This is a genomic window from Paenibacillus sp. EKM301P, from assembly GCF_011800295.1.
GTDB classification, from domain to species: domain Bacteria; phylum Bacillota; class Bacilli; order Paenibacillales; family Paenibacillaceae; genus Paenibacillus; species Paenibacillus polymyxa.
Genome location: NZ_JAALFM010000013.1, coordinates 70,478 through 96,042, shown reverse-complemented (window position 1 = coordinate 96,042; position 25,565 = coordinate 70,478). Strand labels below are relative to the sequence as shown.

Sequence of the window (25,565 nt, the reverse complement as noted above, 5' to 3'; positions counted from 1 at the left end):
CATTAAAGACCAACCGAAGTTGGTTATAGAAAGAGCGATTAGCTCATTTTGAAACTGACGAGATAAAATATCTCTTTGTTTGATTTTGCGAACAAAATCAATTTACTCACTCGTTGTTCAGTTTTCAAAGATCAAACATTTCTTTCGTTGAATCAACTCATCGCCTCATCAACTCTTATATCATATCACTTCCGAACCAACTTTGCAAGCATTTTTTAAAACATTTTTTTGTATCTCTCGCTCGCAACTACTATGTCTTCTTGGCCGGAATTAGAGTATATCATTCTGGATTTTTAAATGCAAGTTTTTTTATTAAATTGTTTTCACACCTATATGTTTGTAACTAGACCCTAGGCTTTTGTTCAAATGGTTCCTAATTGTATATTCATTTTTTCTTTAATATTGATGATTTGACAAACAAAGGATGGGTATAAATGATAAGGAACGCCCGCGCCATTCCCCCCAGCCTTTAATAGTGAATAGGTAGATACTACAGAACTCCAACTTAATGTTTACATGAAAGTTCATCATGAACCAACCACACCAAAGCAATTTTACCTCATATGAAATAGATGTTGTGAATTGAATAATGACCTTATAGAGGAGTAGATGTTATATGAAACAACGAAGGCTGACCTGGACGAAAGTTGTGTTTTGGGTTATCTCTTGCTTACTGCTTGTTGTTATCTCTGGATTTGTGTATGAGTGGATTGCATCCAAACATGATAAGTCGCAACATCCTCCTCTGGGGAGAATGGTCGACGCTGGAGGTTATCGTCTCCATATTCATAAAATGGGTGCCGGCTCTCCAACGATAGTGCTTGAATCAGGGAGCGGGGAAAGTAGCCTTTCTTGGAGAGATATTCCCGAGAAGCTATCATCCTTTGCCACCGTTGTATCCTATGATCGGGCAGGCTATGCATGGAGCGAAGAGGCAAATACTCCACGTACCGGCGAAAACATCGTTCGGGAGCTTCATACCGCTCTAAAAAATGCAGACATCCAAGCTCCATATATCCTTGTAGGCCATTCCCTCGGGGGGATGTACTCAAGACTCTATGCACAGACGTACAGAGACGAAGTCGCAGGATTGGTTCTGGTGGATGCTAGGCCTGAGAATGATGCCCGGCGGACAAATAAGATCTATGCCAAAGAACGGCCTAAGGTTAATCCCTCGCCGCTCATATCCATTCTCCTAGAAAGATCGGGGGCTTTTCGTCTGTTCCCCAACTTAATGCTAAACGGTCGGGTGGAGTATCGAGATAGAAAATCTTTCGTGAACATTGTTGCTTCCCCCAAGTACTTTCGCTCTGTTGCCGAGGAGGGTGATCTGGCGAGCACTACCGAAGATGCCATACGCGGCCAGCATTTGGGCAACCTCCCTGTACGCGTAATTGCCCGAGGCATTCAGCAAAATTTGACTCAGTTCGGTATAAGTAAGCGTGGAAATGATCAGATCGAACAAAGCTGGCAAATCGGGCAGCGCGAGATGCTCCACATCTCTAACAACAGCAAGCTTATTGTCGCCAAAAAGAGCGAACATATGATTATCCATGATCAACCTGAGCTCGTCATTCAAGTCATCCGTGATCTCATCTCCAATATCCATTATTCTCGGTCAACCATTGCTAAAACAAACACTGATCATTAAGGGCACTACTCTCTGCATGTTGCGGATTTCATAAAATAAAAAGGACGCCCGGGTCCCTCCTTTATAAAGGAACCCGGGCGTCTTTGTTGCCCACTACTATTCTGGTTGATTGATATTAAGACAAAATAGGCTTGTTTTTAGATGAGGCTTCTGCAATTTTACCAAGTATCTGTCTCAGTACTTTAGCATTCTCCCCAACAAAACCGGAATCAAGCAGCACATCGTGCGTTCCGATGACCCCGTATTCTTTGTATTGGCCAAGTGTTGCCTGTTGCCATAACAATTTATCTAATGATGTATCCGGACCAACACTATCATCCTCTGCAATCATAGCATGGATATTCGCATGAACTTCACCTGCGTTAATAAGCTCATCGCGGTAGCTGGAGTAAACCAACATTTTGTCCATGACTCGCTCCCTGTCGGCTGGATCGGCCAGGAATGCTTTGTACTGCTCCCTAATGCTGTCCAGCACCGTCTCGACAATCTCTTCAAGCTCCTCAGGTGTCGATTCATCCTTGGACATCTTTCTCATAGCATCTACCATAATAATGTCCCCAACATGGTAACCTCGGCTTTCCATGGCTTTAGCTACCTCAAAGGCAAGATTTCCTCCAAGTGAGTATCCCAAGAATATATACGGACCCTCTGCTTGAATACCCACGATGGCATCGATGTATCGATCCAACATATCTTGACCCTGGAAACGGTCGCCGATAAATTCCATCCCGTACACCTCGCAAAGCCCATCCAGCTCCTTGGCCATCTCATAGTACCCCAGAGAGTGACCTACCCGAGGAGGGAAGCAAAATACTTTAAGCGCTCCTTTTCCTGGGAAGCGGATAATTTCCATTTCTTGTTCATCGGCAGCAGTTGTTGCCTGCAGCTTGAAAATTTCATGCGCCATTTCTTCCACAGTCGGCAGATTAAATACGGCTTGAAGTGGGAGATGAACACCCATACTGGACGAGATCCTTTGGATCAAGCCCAATACTTTCAGTGAATGACCGCCAAGTTCGAAGAATTGATCCCTGATCCCGATTTCCTGTACGCCGAGCACCTCGGACCAAATCTTAGCAAGCTCTACTTCTGTCTGCGTACGCGGCGCGATATACTCGGCTGTGCTCCGCAGAAGTGTTTCCGGTGCCGGTAGCGCTTTGCGATCCAATTTGCCATTTGGATTCAGCGGCATTTGTGCGAGCTGTACGAAAGCAGACGGAATCATATAGCTTGGCAGCTCGCTGGCCAGTGCCTCGCGTAGTACGCCCGCTCCGAGCGCCTCCTCGGCCACAAAGTATGCACAAAGCTGAGTACTTCCGCTGGAGTCAGCCAGTGCTAGAACAACCGCTTCCTGCACCGATGGTACCTTCAGAATTTGTGCTTCCACTTCTCCCAGCTCAATGCGGTAACCACGGATTTTTACCTGGTGATCAATCCGTCCCAAGTACTCAATATTCCCGTCAGGCAACCACCGAGCCAAATCGCCCGTTCGGTAAATCCGTTCACCCGACTTGTACGGATGAGGAATGAACTTCTCTGCCGTCAGTTCCGGCTGATTGAAATACCCTCTCGCTACCCCTTCACCTGCAATGCAGAGTTCCCCCGGCACACCTACTGGTGATACCTGAGAAGAACTATCCATCATCCATACTTGGACGTTAGCGTACGGTTTGCCGATAGGCACATGCGTTAGATTCGCAGTCTCACGACTCGTTGTATATCGAGTCGCATATACAGCCGCCTCCGTAGGACCGTAGATGTTCTCCAGTACGGCATAAGGTGATACTTTATAGTACTCTTCCACAAGTTTGGCAGGCAGCGTCTCGCCGCAGGCAAACAGATATTTCAGAGTAAGGAATCCTTGGGTACTGCTTTCTTTCAAATATTGAACGAGCACGCTGAGCATCGAAGGTACCAAATTAAGATGCGTGATTCGGTTCGCATCCACAGCCTCCAGCAGTGCGACCGGATCTTTGTCCACGCCCTGCGGCAGGATCACAAGCGTCCCCTGTCCAAAGAACCAGCAGAACAGCTCTGGCACGGAGAAGTCAAAGGTGAATGTCGTTTTGAGCAGGAATCGGTCACCCGCCAACATCGGATATTCAGCTTCCAACTGGCTCAGTGTATGGACGGCGGAGCGATGCTCAATCATTACACCTTTCGGCTTGCCGGTTGAACCCGACGTGTAAATGATATACGCCAGATGTTCTGGTCCTGCAATTGGCTCCAGATTGGAGTCATCCGCATGATACGCCTGCGGATCATCCAGTGCCAGGATCGTGTCAGTGAATGGGAAACGATCCTTGAGATGGCTCTTCGTCAGCAGAAGCTTCGCTCCCGAATCCTCCAGCATGTGGTGAATACGATCCTCAGGGAATTCCGGATCAATCGGAACATAAGCGCCGCCCGCTTTTAGAATGGCATGGATGCCTATGATCATCTCAAGCGAACGCTCGACCATGATGCCGACTGGCTGATCTGGTCTGACCCCTTGCGCACGCAGCGTACGTGCGAGGCGGTTGGCCTGCTGATGAAGTTCTCCGTAGGTAAGCTCCGTTTCGCCGAAAATAAGTGCTGTATGATCCGGTGTGAGTGCAGCTTTTTCCTCAAATATGCCGTGAAGGGTCTTCTCACGCGGATAAGGAGCTGCTGTGTCTCCCCATACCTCTATAATTTGTGATTTCTCTTCTGGCGTTATCAGCTCCAGCTCATCAATACGGATAGCAGGTTGTACAGATACGCTTGTCAGAATTTTCGTCAAGTGCCCTTGAATCCGTTCCACGCTCTCCCGGTCATAGACACGGGCATTATAACGATACAAGAACTCCAGACTACGTCCCGGCAGCACAATGAGGTTAAAATCATAATTTGTCTGTTCAAACATCTGAACATCCGTAATTTTGTATTCAGCCTCATCATTGGCAATTTTCTCTTCCAGATGCTCTTCTACCGGGTAATTCTCAAATACCATGATATGGGAAATCAAATCTTGCTTTTGTTCGCTCTGTGCCTGAATCTCATAGAGCGGATAGGAATCATAAGCATGCCCAGCCAAATATAATTCCTGCTGTCTCTTCAACACATGAGAGAACGTTTCGCTTCCTTCGGCCTGAACTCGAACTGGAACTGTATTAATGAAGAGACCGATCATGCTTTCGATGCCTGGAATCTCGGCAGGTCTCCCCGAAACCACACTTCCGAAGACGACATCCTGACTTCTATTGTAGCGTTGCAATACGATTCCCCAAGCAGCTTGCATCAGCGTGTTCATCGTCACTTGATGCTGTTTGGCCACTTGTTCCAAGCGCTCAGTCAAATCCGCATCCAACGTGAATACCAGCTTCTCCGACACGTAGGCTTCTGCTTTTGCCGATGGCTGTGTGATGGCCTGTGGCAGCTTCGTCTGCTGCTCGTAGCCTTCCAGATACCCTCTCCAGTAGGAGGATGCCTCTTCCTCGCCTTGTTTCTCTAACCATTGAATGTACTGGCTGTACGATGCTGCTACAGGAAGTTCAGGCTCCCTTTGCTCACGCAGAGCTCCGTACGTTTCAAACACTTCCTGGAGCACAAGAGGCATACACCAGCCATCCAAAATGATGTGATGAGAGCTCCACAACAGATGGTAATGCTCTTTTGCAGTACGTAGAATAGCAACACGCAGCAAGGCTTCATTCGTCAGATCAAAACCTCTCGCTTTGTCCTGGTCCATATAAGCTGCAAGACGCGTTTCCATTTCGCCCGGTTCCAGTTCATGCAATTCCTCGTATACGAAATCGCATGCTCTTTCTTTGAACACAATCTGTATAGGGAAGTCGCCCCATCCAGCATGGAAATTCGTTCTCAGTATGGCATGCCGTTTCATCAGATGCTGTAAGCTGCGTTTGAAATCCTCAGGATAGAATACTCCCTGAATTTCAAATGTGGCCTGCTCAAAGTAGACCTCTGAATGAGGCTCCAGCAAGCTGTGGAACAGCATTCCCTTTTGCATCGGTGTCAGTTTATACACATTTTCAATGCTACCGATGTGCCGTGTCTGCTCTTCCAGCTCCTCGATTTCCTCCAAGCTGATATCGTTGAGGAGTACATCGCTTGGTGTAAGCTCGGTTCTATCCTTGCCTGCACAGTGTCCAATGACTTCACTGAGACGTTCCTTCAAGATACCGGCAAACTTCTCTACCGAATCCACATGGAATTGTTGATGGTTATAGCTGACCGAAAGCTGAAGCTGTCCTTCGGTAATCAGTCCATTAATATTCAAGGCCTGATGCTGCACCATCTCCTCACTGACCTCAGACCCTGCCGAGTAAGGGGACACCTCCATCGTTCCTTCTGCAAGATCCTGGTCAAACTGCCCCAGGTAGTTGAAGGTAATCTCCGGTTCTGCCGAGAAGGAGGAGCCAGTGGATACGTCACTCAAATATTTCAAAATACCATATCCTACACCTTTGTTCGGGATACGACGCAGGCCTTCCTTAATACGCTTGATTCTGGCGCCGATCTCCATTTCGCCTCCCATCTCAAGGGCGACAGGATACTGACTTGTAAACCAGCCTATTGTGCGAGTGATATCTAATTCCGGTACAACAGGCTCCCGTCCATGTCCTTCCAGCACGATGCCTACACGTTCGATCCCTGTCCACTCGTGAACAGCCATACCTAGGGCCGTCAAAAGCAGATCGTTAACTTCCGTATTGTAAGCGCGATTCGCCTCTTTCAGGAACTGCTCTGTCTCTTCTGGCGACCATGTTACCGTAACAGCCTCGGTGTCTTTTATGAGAAGAGCGCCGTCTACCTTGTCTTTTGGAAGAAGGGCAAATCCCTCTCCTTCTACCTCTGCCCAAAAACTACGTTCTTGTTCAGCCGCCGGGCTGTTGGCATATTGCGTAATCCCATCAACCCATGCCCGGTACGAATCCGTCTTTTGTGGGAGTTTGACCACTTGTCCACGTGCTGCTTGTTCGTAGCCTTCCTGTAAGTCCTCAAAGAGAATACGCCAGGATACGCCATCCACAGCCAAATGATGAATAACGATCAACAAATGTTCGCCTTCCGCACAGCGGAACAAACCTAGTCTAAAGAGTGGCCCATCCTCCAGAGAGATGCTGCGCTGAATGGCTTCTGCACCAGCTTCTATTGCCAAAGCCGGGTCTTTTTCATCCTGCAAATCGTGGATTTGGAGGCTATACAGCTCACCTTCGCCCAAACTGCGGTTCCACGCTTCTACTCCGTGCTCTCCTTGGCGGAATACCAGTCGCAGCGCATCATGGTGTTCTGCAATTTTTTGAATAACCTTGGCGAGCGCATCGGTATTAAAGCCTTCGCGTCGGTACAGCATGACCGACTGATTAAAGTGATGTAGATCCTTTGACTGCTCTTCGAAAAATCTGCGCTGGGCAGGTCCCAGTTTTACCGTTCCGTGTACCTCGCCCTGATCTGCAATTCGGCTGACTGCGCTAACACGCTGAGCCAGTTCCGCAATTGTTGGATAGCTGAATAAATTCTTCATTTCCAGTTTGTAGCCTGCGTGGAGAAGTCTTGATGAAACCTGAATCGATTTGATCGAGTCGCCTCCAAGTTCAAAGAAATTATCATGTATGCCAACAAGCGGTACGCCGAGCACACCTTGCCAAATCGAAGCCAAAATATTCTCCACATCCGTCCGCGGAGCAGCAAAGGCGGCTCCTGCTTTCACACCCAAGTTTGGTTCAGGCAGTGCCTTACGATCCAGCTTGCCATTTGGTGTCAAAGGCATTACGTCCATTTGGACAAAGTAAGACGGAATCATATATGCAGGCAGTTCGGCAGACAGTTCATTTCTCAGCTCGCTGACAGACATTTCCCGATCAGCTACAAAGTAAGCACATAGAGACTTCTGTCCATTGGCGTCTGCCCACGCAACAACGAGAGCTTCCTCCACAAGTGGCATATCCAGCAACTTGGCCTCAATCTCACCAAGCTCAATACGATAGCCCCGTATTTTAACTTGATGGTCAATACGCCCAATGTACTCAATGTCTCCATTAGGAAGGCGACGAGCCAAATCTCCGGTCCGATACATATTTCCTTCCGCAGCGAACGGATCCCTAATGAATTTTTCTGCGGTAAGATCCGGACGATTCAGGTATCCACGGGCTACTCCGTCCCCGGCGATGTACATTTCGCCCTCCACACCTAACGGTACAAGACGAAGCTGTTCATCCAGGATATGAATGTATATGTTGTCGGACGGCAATCCAATCGGTACAGATTCCCGTGTATCCTTCGCAGGATCGTACAGGTGAATCATGCAGCCAACGACGGTTTCGGTTGGGCCGTATTCATTGTAAATTTTGATGTTGCCGCCAAAGAGATCGGTAATCGTTTTGGACAAATGAGTGGTCAGATTCTCTCCACCCACAATAAGCTGCTGAATACGACTCTCCGCTGGAATGGTCATGTCTTTTATGAGACTGAGATGCGTCGGCGTCAGCTTGAGAATATCGACCGCATTTTCGCGCAAAATATGCTGAACGACCTCTGCCTTATCTATACCATCATAAATCCGTACTATTCCTCCGTTTATTAACGGAGTAAACATTGATGTCATCGTCAAGTCAAACGAAATGGATGAGTACAGCGGGAAGTCCGTTGGTTGCCCTGCACAATAGACCTTATTGGCCCACCAGATGTAGTTCACGATCCCTTTATGGTTAATCATGGTTCCCTTCGGATTCCCTGTTGTACCTGAGGTATAGATTAAATACACTAGGTCGTTTCCTCTTACAGGAATATTAGGATTATCCACTCCGGTTCCGTAGATGTGCGGAGAATCCAATTCCATAACCATTCCCTCAAAGGAGGCCAACTTCGTCAGGTGGCTCTGTGTGAGCAGAATCTCAGCGCCGGAGTCCTTCAGAATATACTGAATCCGCTCCTGCGGATATTCAGGATCAATAGGTACATAGGCTCCGCCCGCTTTGAGTACACCCATGATGGCAACCAGCAGTTCCACTGACCGATCCGCCAACAGACCCACTACTTGTTCACTCCGCAGTCCCTGGTCTATCAAGGTCGAAGCCAGTTTGTTCGCCCGCTCGTTCAACTCCCGATACGTGATCTGGATATCGCCGCTTACTGCTGCGATCTTATCTGGCGTACGGACAACCTGTTCCTCAAACAAGGTATGCAGACCCTGATCACTTGGATAGGCATGAGCCTTGCCACCCCAGTCAAGCAGCTTCGTCCGTTCCTCCGGTGTTACAATCTCCAGCTCCTGTATCGTCGCTTGCGGACGAGTAGCTACCTGATCGAGCATTTGCAACAAATGTCCTCCGATTCGCGCAATGCTTTCTTGCTCGTAGACCGAAGCGTTGTAGCGAATGCAGACCTTAATGTCCTCGCCTGGAATGACAACGAGGTTAAAGTCATAGTTGGTTTGCTCAAACATGGCGAAGTTGGCGACTTCGAGATCGTCCTCTGTGTGATTACCCGACTGTTCTACCTGTTCGTCGAGCGGATAATTTTCAAAGATCATAATATGAGAAATCAGGTCTTGCTTTTGGGTTGTTTTCCCCTGAATCTCATACAGCGGATAGGTGTCGTAGGCACGACCAGCCAACGAATGTGCTTGTGTACGTTTCATCACATCGACAAAGGCCTCGTCTTTGGATGTCTGTACGCGGATAGGTACTGTATTAATAAACAGACCCACCATATTCTCGATCCCCGCGATCTCAGCAGGTCTACCTGATACAACGCCACCGAAAACAACATCCGAGCTGGCATTGTAATGTTGGAGAATCAGGCCCCAGGCTGTCTGCATGAGTGTGTTGACGGTCACATGATTGCGCTTCGCGACAACATCCATTTTATGGGTCAAGGACGCGCCCAAATGGAGAACATGCTCATTCAGAACGTAACCCTCTACTTTAGCTTGAGATTTCGTTTTAGCTTCCGGCAATACGGTATTGCCGTCATAGTCTTCGAGATATTGGCTCCAATATGTTGAAGACTCTTGATCATCCTGTGCATCAAGCCATTCTATATAACGGCTGTAGGGCTGAGCCGGTGGTAGTACAGGCTGTACTTGCTGACGCAGGGCAGAATAATAATCGAACAGCTCCTGTGTAATAATCGGGATGCACCAGCCATCCATGACAATATGATGGAAGCTCCACAATACAAGGTGGCTTTGTTCTTTTTGCATGACAGTCACTCGCATCAGCGGATCTTCTGACAAGCTGAATCCCTTAGCCATATCTTCAGTAGTATAAGCCTGAATTTGGGCTTCTTGCTCCTGCAACGTACCGGCACGCAAATCTACGTAGTTCAGAGGGATTGGCCGTTGCTTAAAGACAACTTGCAGCGGTACATCAGTGATATTGTTGTAAAAGCCGGTACGCAATATGGCATGTCGTTGCGCCAAAGCCTGGAAGCTCTCGAAGAAGATATCTACATCGAAGCTGCCACGTAGCTCAAACGTTGCCTGCTCAAAGTATGAAGAGGAGTCCGGCTCCAGCAAGCTGTGGAAGAGCATGCCCTTCTGCATTGCCGTTAGCTTGTACACATCCTCAATCTCTCCAATATGGGCCGTTTGGGCTGTGAGTCGATCAAGCTGCTCCAGGGTCAGTCCTTGGAACAGAACATCACTCGGCGTAAGCTGCGAACGCTCCTGAGTCACACAATGCTGGATGACCTCGCTAAGACTTGACTGTAATAATTCAGCAAAATGACTTACCGTCTCCTTACGGTACTGCCTGTTGCTGTACGTAATCGTCAGTGATAGCTGGCCTTCGGCAATCATGCCATTCACATCCAGAGCATATTGCTGTGGTGTGTGATCACTGAGCGCCTTACCGACTGAATGTGTAGACAGGCTAAGAGCATTGCCTTCCAAATCCTGATCAAACTGTCCAAGGTAGTTGAAGGAAACCTCCGGTTCTACGCTGAATCGAGTACCTTTTTCCGGTGCCATATACTTCAGCAGACCGTAGCCGATGCCTTTGTGCGGAACCTCTCGCAAATTCTCCTTGATGCGCTTGATTTGGGCAGATACTTCCTGCCCACCTTGCAGGTTCAGCAGAACAGGGTATTGGGTGGTGAACCAGCCCACGGTACGGGTAATATCCAGATCTGGTACGATCATTTCCCGGCCATGCCCTTCAAGGTTAACCAAAATCTGTTCCATGCCTGTCCAGCGCTGAATAGCTGCTCCCAGCGCAGTCAAGAGCAAATCATTCGTCTCCGTATGATAAGCCCGGTTTGCTTGTCGCAACAGCAGGTCTGTTTCTTCAGCAGACCACGTTACCGTAACCGACTCGGTATCCCGAATGGTGCCCGGTTCCTGATCCTCATCCTTTGGCAGTGGAGCCAGCATCGTCTCCTCAATCTGCTGCCAGTATGAACGTTCCTCGTCCAGGGCAGGGCCTGCTGCATACTTCGCCGCTTGCTCGGACCATACAAGATACGAATCGGTCTTTTGCGGGAGAACAATCGCTTTTCCATTCAATGCCTGCTCGTATCCTGTTGCAATGTCTTCAAACAGGATGCGCCAGGATACGCCGTCAACCAAGAGGTGATGAATGACAATCAACAAATGATCGCCATCATTACAATGGAACAAGCCTAGCTTGAACAGAGGGCCGTCTTCCAAGTGGAAGCTTGCCTGGATGGCATCGGCCTGCGCTTGAACAGCAGCTGCCTGGTCTTCTACCTGTCTCATATCGACGATGTCCAATGTGTAGAGTTCGCCTTCGTCAATTCCCCGATTCCAAGCTGCATATCCAGCTTCTGTAGACCGGAAAACCATACGTAGCGCGTCATGATGAATCGCAACTTGGTCCATTGTCAACCGGAGTGCAGCCTCATCAAAGCCGTCTTTCCGATGGAGCATGACAGCATGATTGTAATGATGTGGCTCCGCTGTGTGACGTTCAAAGAACCAGCGCTGAATTGGCATTAACTCCGCTGCACCTTTGATTTCACCCTGCTCTGCTGTGCGTCCGGCTACTTGAAGATACGGACTTAGCTCAGCAATTGTCGGATATTTGAAGAGATCCTTCATCTCTAATTTATATCCCAATTGGAACAATCTAGAGGACACCTGAATCGCCTTGATGGAGTCACCACCCAGATCGAAGAAGTGATCATGGATGCCGACCTGCTGTGCTCCTAACACACCTTGCCATACAGAAGCCAAAGCTTCCTCAGCTGCGTTCCTCGGCGCTTCATAAACCGCTCCAGTCTGCACATTGGTCTCAGGAGCTGGAAGTGCTTTGCGATCCAGCTTACCATTTGGTGTCAACGGCATCTGTTCCAATTGCATGAAGTAAGACGGAATCATATAAGCCGGCAGCTCAGCAGCCAAGGCTTTTCTCAATTCGCCTACTGTCAGCATCTGATCGGCAGTGAAATAGCCCACCAGTACTTTTTGTCCACTTCCATCCTCCCGGGCAAGCACAACGGCCTCCCTCACAGACGGAGCATGGAGCAACTTCGCCTCCACTTCTCCTAGTTCGATACGGTAACCACGGATTTTAACCTGATGGTCAATCCGTCCCAAATACTCCATGCTGCCATCCGGCAACCAGCGTGCCAAGTCACCTGAGCGGTACATGCGCTCGCCCGCTTCAAACGGATGAGCTACAAACTTCTCTGCCGTCAATTCCGGTCGGTTCAGGTAGCCACGCGCCAGGCCTTCGCCCGCCACATAGAGTTCACCCGGAATGCCAATCGGTTGTGGACGGCGTTGTTCATCCAGAATGTACGCACGTAGTGTCGGAATCGGGATACCGATATTGCTGCGGCCCTGTTCAATTTCCAGTTCCGTAATTTCCTTATACGTTACATGCACGGTCGTTTCCGTGATGCCATACATGTTGATGAGCTGCACTTGCGGATATTTCGCTCTCCAGTCCTTGAGCAAGGCCGGGCTTAATGCCTCCCCGCCGAAGATAATCATGCGAAGACTCAATTCTGCCGCGCGATGACTAAGTTCTTCTTGTAGTAACTGATAGAAGTATGTTGGCGTCTGGTTCAACACGGTAACCTTCTGGTCCTTAAGCAACTGCAAGAAACGCTCTGGGCTCTTCGCAGTAAGCGATGGAACGATGACCAGACGACCTCCGTTCAGCAATGCCCCGTACATCTCCCATACGGAGAAGTCGAAACAGAATGAATGGAACAGCGTCCACGTATCCTGAGGACCGAAATCAAACATATTTTTATCATTAAAGAGCAAGCGGACTACATTTTTGTGCTCGATCAGCGTTCCCTTTGGCTTGCCTGTCGTACCCGATGTGTAGATAACGTAGGCAAGATGATTCGGTCCAGCCGTAGGCTCCAGATTTGAGACATCTTCCTTGTAGGAAGCCGCCTCGTCCAGATTAACAATGTCCCCGGTGAAGGAGATACGTGTCTCCAGATGCGCTTGTGTCAGCAGCAGCTTGGCTCCCGAATCCTCAAGCATAAAGCGAATGCGGTCCTCTGGATATTCAGGGTCGACAGGGACATAAGCCCCGCCCGCCTTCAAGATGGCCAAAATCCCAACGACCATTTCAAGGGAACGATCCGCCATGATTCCAGCCAGTCCGTCTGGTTGCAGACCACGCTCGCGAAGCGTTCTGGCAAGTCCATTGGCCCGCTCATTCAGCTCGCTATAGGACAAGGTTGCCTCTTCACATACGACCGCTACTGCATCCGGATTACGGACAGCCTGTTCCTCGAACAGTGCATGAATCGTTTGGTCACGAGGATAATCTGCTTTGGCTTCGTCCGCATCTTTCATCAGCATCGACTTTTCCTGCGGTGTCACGATATCAAGGGATGACAACGACAATCCCGGATTGGCGATAGCTTCCTGAATAAGCTGTACAAAGTGGCCTGCCATCCGCTCAGCGGTCTCCCGCTTGTAGATTGCAGTCGCGTATTCCAACGTGCAGTTCAATGCCTCATCCGCTTCACTCACTGTCAGCGTGAGGTCGAACTTGGCAGCAGGATGGGCCTGATCGTAAGGAGTGAAACGCAATCCCTCTATTTCTTGTTCTCCCTGCTCGATATTTTGCAGAACAAACATAGTATCAAATAGTGGGTTACGACTCAGGTCACGCTGAAGCTCCAGCTTCTCTACCAGCTCCTCGAACGGATAATCCTGGTTTTCATAGGCCCGCAGTGCTGTTTCCTTCACTTCCTTCAAGTAAGCCTCGAAAGACTTTTCGCCCTCTGGATAAGTACGCAGTGCCACTGTGCCTACGAACATACCGATAAGGCCCTCGAGTGTGGCATGGGATCTTCCCGCCACTGGTGAACCTACAATGACATCTTCCTGCCCCGTGTACTTGTGCAAGAGCGTCGTATAGGCTGCCAGCAGCACCATGAACAGCGTAGAACCTGTTCGGGTAGCCAGCTCCTGGAGTGAAGCGCTCAGAGAAGCATCAATCTGGAAGTCAATCCGATCTCCCGCAAAGCTTCGTACCGCAGGACGAACTTCATCTACTGGCAAATCCAGCACTGGCAAGCTTCCGCGGAATGCATCCAGCCAGTAAGCTTCCTGGGCTTTGAGACGCTCGCTTCCGAGCTGCTCTTGCTGCCACACCGCATAGTCTGTGTACTGGATCTGCAACGCAGGCAATACGTCCTCTTCTTGGTAGAAGTGAAGGAACTCTTCTATGAGAATATTCATAGAAGCCCCATCCGAGACAATATGATGCATATCGAACAACAGTAAATGGCGCTCGTGTGCAATTCGAATGAGACCTACCCGCAGCAATGGTGCTTCGCCAAGGTCAAAAGGATGAACAAACTGCTGAAGGGCAGCTTCTGCCTCTGTCTCGCTCAACTCCGCATATTCCACCGTAAACGGAACATCCGGTAGGATCTGCTGTACAGGTTCACCGTTAACAGTCACAAAACGGGTGCGCAGTGAACCATGACGATGAATCAGACGACGGAATGCCTGCTCCAGTCGTTCCCGATTCAGGGCTCCCTCAACCGTAAGGATACCTGGCATATTGTAGCTCAGCTCTCCGCCTTCCAGCTGGCTAAGGATAAACAGCCGCTTTTGGGCTGAAGACAATGGGTAGTGCTCTCGCGCTCCCGCTGTAGGAATTTCTTCAAAATTCAGCGGTGTATAGCCCTCAATGGCACGAGCCAAGTCTTCAATGGTAGGCGACTCGAACACTTCTCTTAGGCTAATCTCGCGGTTCATCTCCTTACGAATTCGTGAGACTAGCAGAGCTGCACGCAGTGAATGGCCTCCAAAATGGAAGAAATTATCCTTTACTCCCGCGCTCTCTACACCCAGCACCTCTTGCCAGATTTCGGCTAATTCAATTTCTACAGGTGTCTGTGGAGCCTCAGATGAAGCAACTGCCCATCCTTGCTCGCCCTGCAGCGCTTTTCGATCTATTTTTCCGTTCGACGTCAGAGGCATGTCCTCCAGTTGTACGAAGCGGGAAGGGATCATATATCCAGGTAACATCTCCGACAAAACTGCCCGGAGCTCCGATACCTCAAGCTTCTGAGCAGCTACAAAGTAAGCGACTAGATCTTTGTAGCCATCCTCACTTTCCACAGCCAAGGCCACGACTTCCTGAACGAACGGCACTCTGAGCATGTGTGCTTCGACCTCGCCCAGCTCGATCCGATAGCCACGAATTTTGACTTGGTGATCTATTCGGCCTAAGTACTCGATAGTTCCATCTGGTAACCAACGAACCAAATCACCCGTCCGATACATACGCTCTCCTGGAGTAAACGGATTGTCCACGAACTTCTCATCCATTAACGCAGGCTGGTTATGATAGCCCCGGGCTAACCCGATACCTGAAATGCATAGCTCTCCAGCTACGCCGACAGGCAGCACTCTGAAATGGTCATCCAAGATATACACACGATGGTTAGCAATGGGTTGTCCAATGGACACCCGTTCCATCGTTTCTTCACTGTCCGGGACCGTCCACATTGTGGTGCATACAGAATCCTCTGTTGGGCCATAGCCATTGAAGTACTGTACGTGCTTCCTCCATTTTTCGATCAACTCGACCGATGTGGCCGATCCGGCGGTTAGCAGGCATCGCAGTGCTGGCAGGCGCTCCGGCTCAAGGTGAATAATGTAAGCTGGTGGCAGAGTCGCTATCGTAATTGCCTTGCTGTTCATGAACTGCTCGAACAGGGCATGATCTAAAATATCTTGCGTAGAAGGAATGCATAGAGTAGCCCCGTGGCTCAGTGCCGTTATAATCTCGGAAACCGATGCATCGAACGACAGACTTGCAAACTGAACGATCCGATCCTGCGGTGTAACTTCGAAGAGTCCCCGATATACGTCCGACAGATTTCGTAGTCCGCGGTGTTCCACTAATACGCCTTTAGGCTGACCCGTCGTGCCTGAGGTATAGATCACGTAAGCCAGATCATCAGAGTCGGCCGTATCCTTCAAATTCGATTCATCGGCATCATAGGTCGACGGTTCTTCCAGCAACAGGACTTTTCCCATCCAGCCTATATGCTCCAAAAGATGCGCTTGGGCAAGGATCATCTTCGTCCCCGAATCTTCGAGCATGTAGTTGATTCGCTCTTTCGGATACTCTGGATCTATTGGAACGTAGGCGCCCCCGGCTTTCATAATGCCGTACATCCCAACGATCATATCCGTTGACCGTTCAACAAGCAGCCCCACCAGGTCTCCCGTCTCGATTCCCTCAGCACGCAGTCTTCTCGCCAATCCATTGGCTTTTGCGTTCAGCTCGGCATAGGTCAGCATCTCGTTCTCAAACAGAATGGCAGTCGCGTCCGGCGTTCGAGCTGCCTGTTCCTCCAACAGCCCGTGAAACGTGGTACGGTGTTTGGAGCTGGCTTCCGTTTCTCCCCATACGCTCAGAATCTGTTCTCTCTCCTGCGGCGTAACCAATTCCAGAGCATCCACGGAAATTGCAGGATTCTCCACAATTTGTTCCATGAGGTGGAACAAGTGACCCTTGATTTGTTCAATCGTGGCTGGATCATAGACGAGCGCATTGTATTGGAACAACAATCTCAGCTCTTTGCCCGGTAGAACAATTAAGTTAAAATCGTAATTCGTTTGTTCAAGAAGCTCCGCTTCCTCAATCTCAAAGGCAGCCTCGCCACCTCCTAGACGCTCTACTTCCTCTTCCACAGGATAATTCTCAAATACCATAATATGTGAGATTAGATCCTGCTTTTGGTCCGTCTGAGCCTGAATTTCAAACAACGGGTAGGTGTCATACATATGAGAAGCCATATATTGCTCCTGCTGTTGCTTCATCAGGACTGTGAAGGGGAGATGTTCTTCCGTCTTCACACGAACTGGAATTGTATTAATGAACAAACCGATCATCCGGTCAATTCCCGGAATTTCAGCCGGTCTGCCTGACACTACACTTCCGTATACAACATCCCGACTACCGTTATAGCGTTGAAGCGCAACGCCCCAGATGGACTGCAGCAATATATTCATCGTGACATGAGCATCTCTGGCCACCTTTTCCAGACGTTCAGTCAATTCCCTGCTGACAGGATAGTTCAGCTTTTCTGCTACATAGCCTTCTCCTTTGACTGCTCCACCGACTTGAGGTAAAAGCGTCTGTTGCTCATAACCGGCCAGATATCGGCTCCAATAGTCGGCCGCAGCTGCTTCATCCTGCTGTTCCAGCCATTCAATATACCGGCTATACGGCTGAACCTCTGCCAGCTGAGGCTCTCTTCCTTCCAGGAGGGCAAAATAGTGTTCAAACACCTCCTGTGTAATTAATGGAACACACCATCCATCCATGACGATATGGTGAAAGCTCCACAAGAGACGGAAGCTCTCTTCATCTGTTTGCAAAATCGATACACGGAGAAGCTCATCTTCAGACAGGTTGAAGCCCTGTGCTTTGTCCTCAGCGGCAAATGTCTTTAGGTAAGCTTCACGCTGCGGTGCATTCATCTCACGCAGGTCTTCATACACCAGTTTGGCGCCTCTGTGCCGAAATACGACTTGTAAAGGCTCACTGCCCCAACCACTGTAGAAGTTCGTGCGCAGAATGGCATGACGCTCCACCACTGCATCCAGACTGTGTCCGAAAGCGGTCGGATCAAAACTACCCTTAAAGTCAAAGGCGGCCTGCTCAAAATAAGCACCTGTATGCGGCTCGAACATATCATGAAACAGCATGCCCTTCTGCATCGGCGTCAGGCTGTATACATTCTCAATATCGCCTATGTGGCTGGTCTGCTTAGAAAGCTCCTCCAGATCAGCAATGCTCAGCCCCTTGGCAAGCACATCGCTTGGTGTCAATACAGTTCTTTCCTGGGTTACACAATGCTGAAGAAGCTGCCGTAGGCTTTCTTCAATATATCCAGCGAGCTGTTTCATTGTAGATGACTTATACTGTTTTCCGTTATAACTCATCGTCAGAGTCAAGGCTCCGTCTGTCACCATGCCATTAATATCTAGCGTATAGGCTGGCTCTCCCAACAGGCTTTGCGGGCTTCCGGTCGGATAAGGAGAAACCTGCAACGAGCTTCCTTGCAAATCCTGATCAAACTGCCCCAGATAGTTAAAAGAAATTTCAGGCTGCAAATTGAGACTGTCTGCGTCCTCCTGACTCGCCATCGTTTTGAGCAACCCATATCCGATACCTTTATTCGGAATACGGCGCAACTCTTCTTTCACTGATTTGATTAAGGCTGACAACTCAAGATCATTTCCCAAGTCTAAAATGACCGGATATTGGCTTGTAAACCAGCCAACAGTACGGGTAATATCGATATTCGGTATAATCGGCTCACGACCGTGCCCCTCAAGATTCACAGCGATCTTACCAATACCAGACCATTTGGATACCGCCATGCCTAGAGCAGTCAATAGCAGATCGTTCGTCTCCGTTTGGTAAGCACGATGGGCTTTTCTCAGCAGTTGATCGGTTTCTTCTACCGTCCATTGTGCTGTCACCACTTCGCTATCCTGCAATAAAAGGCTTTCCACAGCCTCATCCTTCGGCAACTGCTCTAGTGGCTGATCCCCAAGCTTGCTCCAATACGCCCGATGCACCTTGATTTCTGGTCCTTCTGAATAACGGGCAATAGCGTCTCCCCAATCACGGAAGGAATCCGTTTTCTGCGGAAAGGTCAGTGCTTGTCCTTGGATCACCTGTTCATAGCCTGCTGCGAAGTCCTCGAACAAAATCCGCCAGGATACTCCGTCCACCACTAAATGATGGATCACGATCAGAAGGTGGTCTCCATCCTGACAATGGAAAAGCCCTAACTTCATCAGTGGACCTTCTGCCAGGTTGATGCTGCGCTGGATGTCGTCCGACAGTGTTGTAATGGCTGCAACCGGATTAGATTCGCTCCGTAAATCAGCAGTGATCAGGCTATACAGCTCTCCTTCTCCAAGATCACGGTTCCAAGCTTCGTAGCCATGCTCGGTCTGCCGAAAAACCATGCGAAGGGCGTCATGGTGCTCAGCCAATTTCCTCAGCACATGATGCAAGGCCTTTTCCTCAAATCCCTGTTCACGATACAGCATGACCGCTTGATTGAAGTGATGAGGCTCTGCCTGTTTCCGCCCAAAGAACCACTGTTGGACTGGAGTCAACCGAGCCGCTCCGCGCACAACTCCCTGTTCAGCCATATGCACAGCCGTTTGTATTTCTGCACCTAGCTCGGCAATGGTCGGGGACTTGAACAGTTGCTTCATCTCTAACCGATAGCCAGCCTGCAGCAACCGTGACGACACCTGAATGGCCTTGATGGAATCTCCGCCCAATTCAAAGAAATTGTCATGGATACCCACCTGTTCGGCACCCAGCACCCCTTGCCAGACAGACGCCAAAGCTTCTTCAGCCGGTGTACGAGGAGCTGTATACTTCCGTCCTGTGTGCGCACCTACTTGCGGAGCTGGCAGAGACCTGCGGTCTACTTTTCCGTTTGACGTTAATGGCATACGATCCATCTGGATAAAGTAGGATGGCATCATATAGCCCGGAAGTACCTGCGATAGAGCAAGGCGTACTTCGCCTGCCGTGAGTGTACGATCTGCCACATAATAAGCGCAAAGCTGCTTCTCTCCAAGCTCATCCGCGCGAACGACGACTACGGCTTCAACTACTGACTCCACCTTGGCTAATTGAGCCTCGATTTCGGGGAGTTCGATACGGTAACCGCGTATTTTGACCTGCTCATCAATTCTTCCCTTAAACTCCAGGTTCCCATCTGGAAGCCAGCGAACCAAATCACCAGTTCGGTAGCAGCGTTCCCCTTCCTTAACAGGACTAGGGACAAATTTTTCTGCTGTGAGGTCAGGACGATTGAGGTATCCGCGCGCTACACCTTCACCGCCGACAATCAGCTCGCCCCAAGCACCAATGGGCTGTAATTGCAGCGATCCATTGACTACATAAGCGGTCGAGTTACTAATCGGGCGCCCAATCGGCACGCCCCCTTCAACACGACCCGGAATCTTGTAGGTGGTGGAGAAGGTCGTATTCTCTGTCGGACCATAGCCATTGATAGGGACAAGATCAGGATTAGCCTCAATGACACGGTTTATATGAGATATGGACAGTACGTCACCACCTACCAGCAATGCTTTCAGTCCTCTGAACAGGTACTCGTCCTGCAGTGAAAGCTGATTGAAAAGCGGTGAAGTAAGCCACATGGTCGTAATTCCGTATTTGGCAATAGCTGCTTTGAGCCGATCGGCAATCAGGATATCGTCGTTCTCCACGAAATAAAGCTGTCCGCCGTTAAGCAACGCTCCCCATATCTCAAAGGTCGAGGCATCGAAGGCCACGGCTCCTGTCTGCAAAATTCGCGTGGATTCGTTCAGCTCCACATAATTGGTTTCTTTGACCAGACGGACCACGTTCCGATGTTCAACCATAACGCCCTTCGGTCTACCTGTCGTACCCGAAGTATAGATTACATAAGCGAGTCCCTGTGGCCCCTGGACTACCTCCTCAGCTTGGACAGGATCAGATGCATAAGCCTCTTCACTGCTGAGGTCAACAATCGGTATACCGTAGTCTACATTTATAAGCTCGCCCTTTTGTACCAGTAGTAGCTTGGCATCGGAATCTTCGAGCATATAACGAACCCGATCTTCCGGGTAATCAGGATCGATTGGCACATAGGCTCCACCAGCCTGAAGCACGGCGAGCATACCAACCACCATCTCGATACTCCGTCCGCCCATTATAGCTACCGGTTGCTCCCTTAGCGTCCCCAAACGACGCAGTGTTTGGGCCAATCGGCTCGCCTTGTCTTCCAATTCAAGGTACGTTAACTGGGCATCGCCGAATACCAACGCCGTCTGCTCCGGTGTATGCTTGACTTGTTCCGCGAACAATTCATGAATGGTCTTATCCCTTGGATAAGGAGTAGCTGTCGCGTTGAATACTTCAATGATCTGTACTTTCTCCTCCGATGTAATCATTTCAATCTCAGCCAATTGCAACTGAGGATTGGCCGCAACTGCATGCAGAACCCGAAGCAAGTGCGTGGCCAGTCGCTCTACAGTTTCCCGCCGATACAAAGCTGTACTATATTCGAGGCCAAAGGCTAGTTCTGCGCCTTTCTCCTCTACATTAAGGGACAGGTCAAATTTGGCTGTGACGGTGTCCATCGGGTAAGGAGTAAAGTGCACGCCATCCATGTCTTGCTCTTCCTGCTCCGTATTTTGTAATACCAACAGGGTGTCAAAGAGCGGATTGCGGCTGACATCACGTCCTACGCCCAGTTTTTCGACTAATTTCTCAAAAGGGTAATCCTGATGCTCGAACGCCTTGAGTGCTGTTTCCTTGACTTCCAGAAGATAATCCTGAAAGGTTTTTTCTCCTGCCGGGTAGCTGCGCAAAGCCAGTGTATTGACAAACATACCAATGATGCCCTCAAGCTCCGCTTGTGGTCTGCCTGCTACTGGAGAACCTACGACGATGTCCTTCTGCCCTGTATATTTGTGCAGCAGCACCGAATAAGCGGCCAGCAATACCATATACAGTGTAGTACCTGTACGGGATGCAAGCTCTTGTATCGCCTTATTGCCAGACTCGTCCAATGTAAAATCAATACGGCTACCCTCGAAGCTCCGAACCGAAGGGCGCTGGAAGTCCGTAGGCAAATCCAATACCGGCAACTCTCCTTCAAAGGTTTGCAGCCAATACGCTTCAAGGTCTTGCCATTCTCTTTCCGACTGTTCCCGTTGCCATACCGCATAATCCTTGTATTGAATATGCAGTTCTGGTAGTTGTTCTCCTTGATATAATTGCGTGAGTTCCTCCACTAGTATTTGAATGGAAACCCCATCTGAAATGATGTGGTGCATATCAAACAGCAACAGATGACGCTCCTCCTGCAGCTTCACTAAGCTAACACGAAGCAATGGAGCCTGGCTCAGATCAAAGGCACGGGTAAAGCTGTGAATGAGCGTATCCGTCTCCTCCGCTGAAGCCTCTGTGTAGCCCAACGTGAACGGAACATCCTTATGCACATGCTGAACAAGCTCTCCATCCTGCATATAAAAGCCGGTTCTCAGCGATTCATGGCGCTGGATCAGTGCCTTGAACGCAGACTCCAGCCGCACGCGATCCAACGGTCCGTCCACGGTGAAGGCACCTGGCATATTGTAGCTGAGCTCTCCCCCATCCATCTGTCTCAGCACGTATAACCGCTTTTGCGCTGAGGACACTGGGTATGCTTCGCTTTCTTCAGCCTGTGGAATGGACTCGTACACGGTTGGAATTCGTTCCTTCACCAGTCGCGCCAGGGATTCAACCGTAGGCGATTGAAATACTTCACGCAGCGAAATGCTGCATCCCAGCTCTTTGCGAATCCGCGTAACGAGCAATGTTGCCCGCAAAGAGTGACCACCGATCTCAAAGAAATTATCGTGGACGCCAACGCGGGCAGCTCCCAGGATATCCTGCCAAATAAGCACCAGCTGTGCTTCCACTGCAGTTCTTGGAGCCAGATAATCCTCGCCGGATTGTACGCTACCCTCAGGAGCCGGCAACGCGCGGCGATCCAGCTTGCCATTAGGTGTAAGCGGCATTTGCTCCAACCGAACAAAATAAGAGGGAATCATGTAAGCTGGTAATTCCGTTGCCAGCTGAGACCGCAATTCCCCTGGCGAAAGATCGCTGGAGGCTACATAGTAGGCGCACAGCAATTTTTGTCCCTGTTCGTCGTCCCGGGCGAGGACAATCGTTTCCCGTACGCCCGGAGCTTTGAGAATTTGGGCTTCGACCTCGCCCAGCTCAATTCGGTAGCCGCGAATTTTGACCTGATGATCGATCCGGCCCAAATATTCAATATTGCCGTCAGGCAACCAGCGAGCCAGGTCCCCAGTTCGGTACAGGCGTTCTCCCGCTCGATACGGATGTTCTACAAATTTCTCAGCCGTCAAATCTGGCCGGTTCAAATACCCACGGGCAAGACCATCCCCCGCAATGTATAGCTCTCCCGGAACCCCGACAGGCTGCAAGCGTCTGTGCTCATCAAAAATATAAGCGCTAAGCGTTGGAATGGTTCTACCAATATTGCTTTTGCCTGCTTCTATCTCATGTTCTGTGATTTCCTTGTAAGTGACATGAACCGTCGTTTCCGTAATTCCGTACATATTAATCAGCTGCACATCAGGATACTTTGCCCGCCAGTTTTTCAGAAGAGATGGGCTCAAAGCCTCTCCGCCAAAAATAATTTTTCTAAGGCTAAGTTCTGTGGACGATTGTGCCAATTCTTCCTGTATCACCTGATAAAAATATGTCGGCGTTTGGTTTAAAATGGTGACTCGATTGTCTTTCAACAGCTCCAGGAAGGCTGCCGGGCTTTTAGCTGTAAGGGATGGGACAATTACCAGTTTCCCTCCGTAAAGAAGTGCTCCATACATCTCCCAAACGGAGAAATCGAAGCAGAACGAATGGAATAGCGTCCATGTATCATGGGAACTGAAATCAAATAAATTGTTATCGTTAAAGAGCAGGCGAACTACATTTTTGTGCTCGATCAGCGTTCCCTTCGGCTTGCCAGTTGTACCCGATGTGTAGATAACATAGGCCAAATGGCTCGGTCCCGAAATGCTCTCCAGATTAGAAGCATCTCCTGTATACGTTGCCGCTTCGTCCAAACTCACAAGCTTTCCGTCAAAAGTGGTACTCTCCCATAGATGGCTTTGGGTGAGCAATAGACGGACTCCTGAATCCTCTAGCATGTAACGAATGCGTTCTTCAGGATATTCAGGATCAATTGGCACATAAGCCCCTCCTGCCTTCAAAACCGCCAACATGCCGACGACCATATCTAGGGAACGATCCGCCATAATCCCCACGAGTACATCTGCACCAACGCCTTCGGTGCGCAAATATCTCGCAAGCTGGTTAGCCTGCTCATTTAGAGCTAGGTATGTAATGCTCTGCTCGCCCATCTGAACAGCTACGTGGTCCGGCGTGCGTTCAGCTTGTTCCTCGAATAAGCCATGAATGGTCTTATCACGCGGGTAATCCACTACATCGCCTTCCGAAAGAGCCAGAATGGATTGCTCTTCTGCTTCTCCCAATAGATTTACTTCTGCAATGGAAAGCTGCGGTGTATGAATGATCTGCTCGGCGATCGTAAGCAGCTGGGACACCATGTCCGTTACTTCACTGCGTTCGAACAGCTCTGTCCGATAATCGATATCCAGTACAAGCTCGCCTTCATCCAAGATTTCCACGATATGAAGCACGAAATCATTCACTTCATCGCCGCAAAAATCATAATCCGTCAAAATGCGCACGTCATCCAAGTCAACCCAGTTGATAAGGCGGTATTCCATGGAAACACCAAAAAGCCGCTGAATATCCTTGTTGCCGTGCATTTCTCTAAGATCCTGAATTAACTGATTGTATGGATATTTCTGATGCCGCAAGACTGACATTTGGTCCCTGGCTACTTCCTGCAGGAAGCTTAACACCTCTACATCCTTGTCAACGTATGTTCTGGCGGCAGCCGTGCTGACAAACATACCGATCTTTTGCTTCTCTTTCTTGTTCCCCCGGTTAGCGAACGAGGTACCGATCACCACATCTGGCTGATTCGTCACTTTGTGTATGTAGATATACATCGCACCCATGAAGAATTGGAACAGAGAAATCCTGTTTTGTTGGCAAAATGCCTGTAGCTCGTTATATAGCGTCTCCGGCACAGTAAAATGTTCTCGAACAGCTTGGGTACTTAGCGATAACGGGTTATATGACTTCCAGCCTGTGAGTTCAGGCAAATCGGAGAATTTATCCAGCCAGTATGCCTTATCCTTTTGGTACCTATCAGAAAGCTCATATGCGTTCTCATCTGCAATATATTCAATATAAGAGCAATCATCGCTCAGCTTAGGTTCATTTCCTTGAATTAAATCCATATAAAAGGCTGTCAGTTGATTTCCATAAACCACCATAGAGATCCCGTCAGAAATAATATGGTGCATTTTGATATTAATCCAATACTCTTCCTCACTAATCTTCACAATCAAAAACTGGAAGAGTTCAGAGTCCAGCAATGGCAAAGGTTTGCTTTTGTGCTGCTCAAGTAAGGCTTCCACCTCGGAAATACTATCGATATGAGTAAGATCCAAGCACTCCAACTGTCTTTCTTCATAAGGAACGACATACTGCTGGGGCACTCCATCCACTGAAGTAATACGAATGCGGAACGCATCATACTGTTTGATAATCAAATTGATGGACTGCATGAAGGCAGCGATATTAATGTGACCCTTCATCTTGGCTGTACCGGATAGCTGTGACACGGATGTATCTGGATAGAGTAATTCGGTATACCATATACGCTTTTGCGCATTCGTTAAATCAAATAACTGCATGTTATTCATCTCATTTCACTCCTATTTCCGTGATGTGAATATCCTCCCGCTGCACTTGGCAGTCAGGAGGACAAAAAG

At 49.2% G+C, this 25,565-nt stretch carries 2 protein-coding genes; one reads left to right on the top strand and one right to left on the bottom strand.

The window, feature by feature from the left end:
• Nucleotides 1-616: 616 nt before the first annotated feature.
• On the top strand, nucleotides 617-1,651 hold the full coding sequence (locus HFD99_RS21820; RefSeq protein ID WP_016818884.1) for an alpha/beta hydrolase: 1,035 nt from the start codon (nucleotides 617-619) through the stop codon (nucleotides 1,649-1,651).
• 115 nt (nucleotides 1,652-1,766) lie between these two features.
• Here the strand turns inward: HFD99_RS21820 and HFD99_RS21815 are convergent, their stop codons facing one another.
• Entirely contained in the window at nucleotides 1,767-25,496 is a 23,730-nt protein-coding gene (locus tag HFD99_RS21815) for a non-ribosomal peptide synthase/polyketide synthase (RefSeq protein WP_167441001.1), read from the bottom strand.
• Between the last annotated feature and the right edge of the window lie 69 nt (nucleotides 25,497-25,565).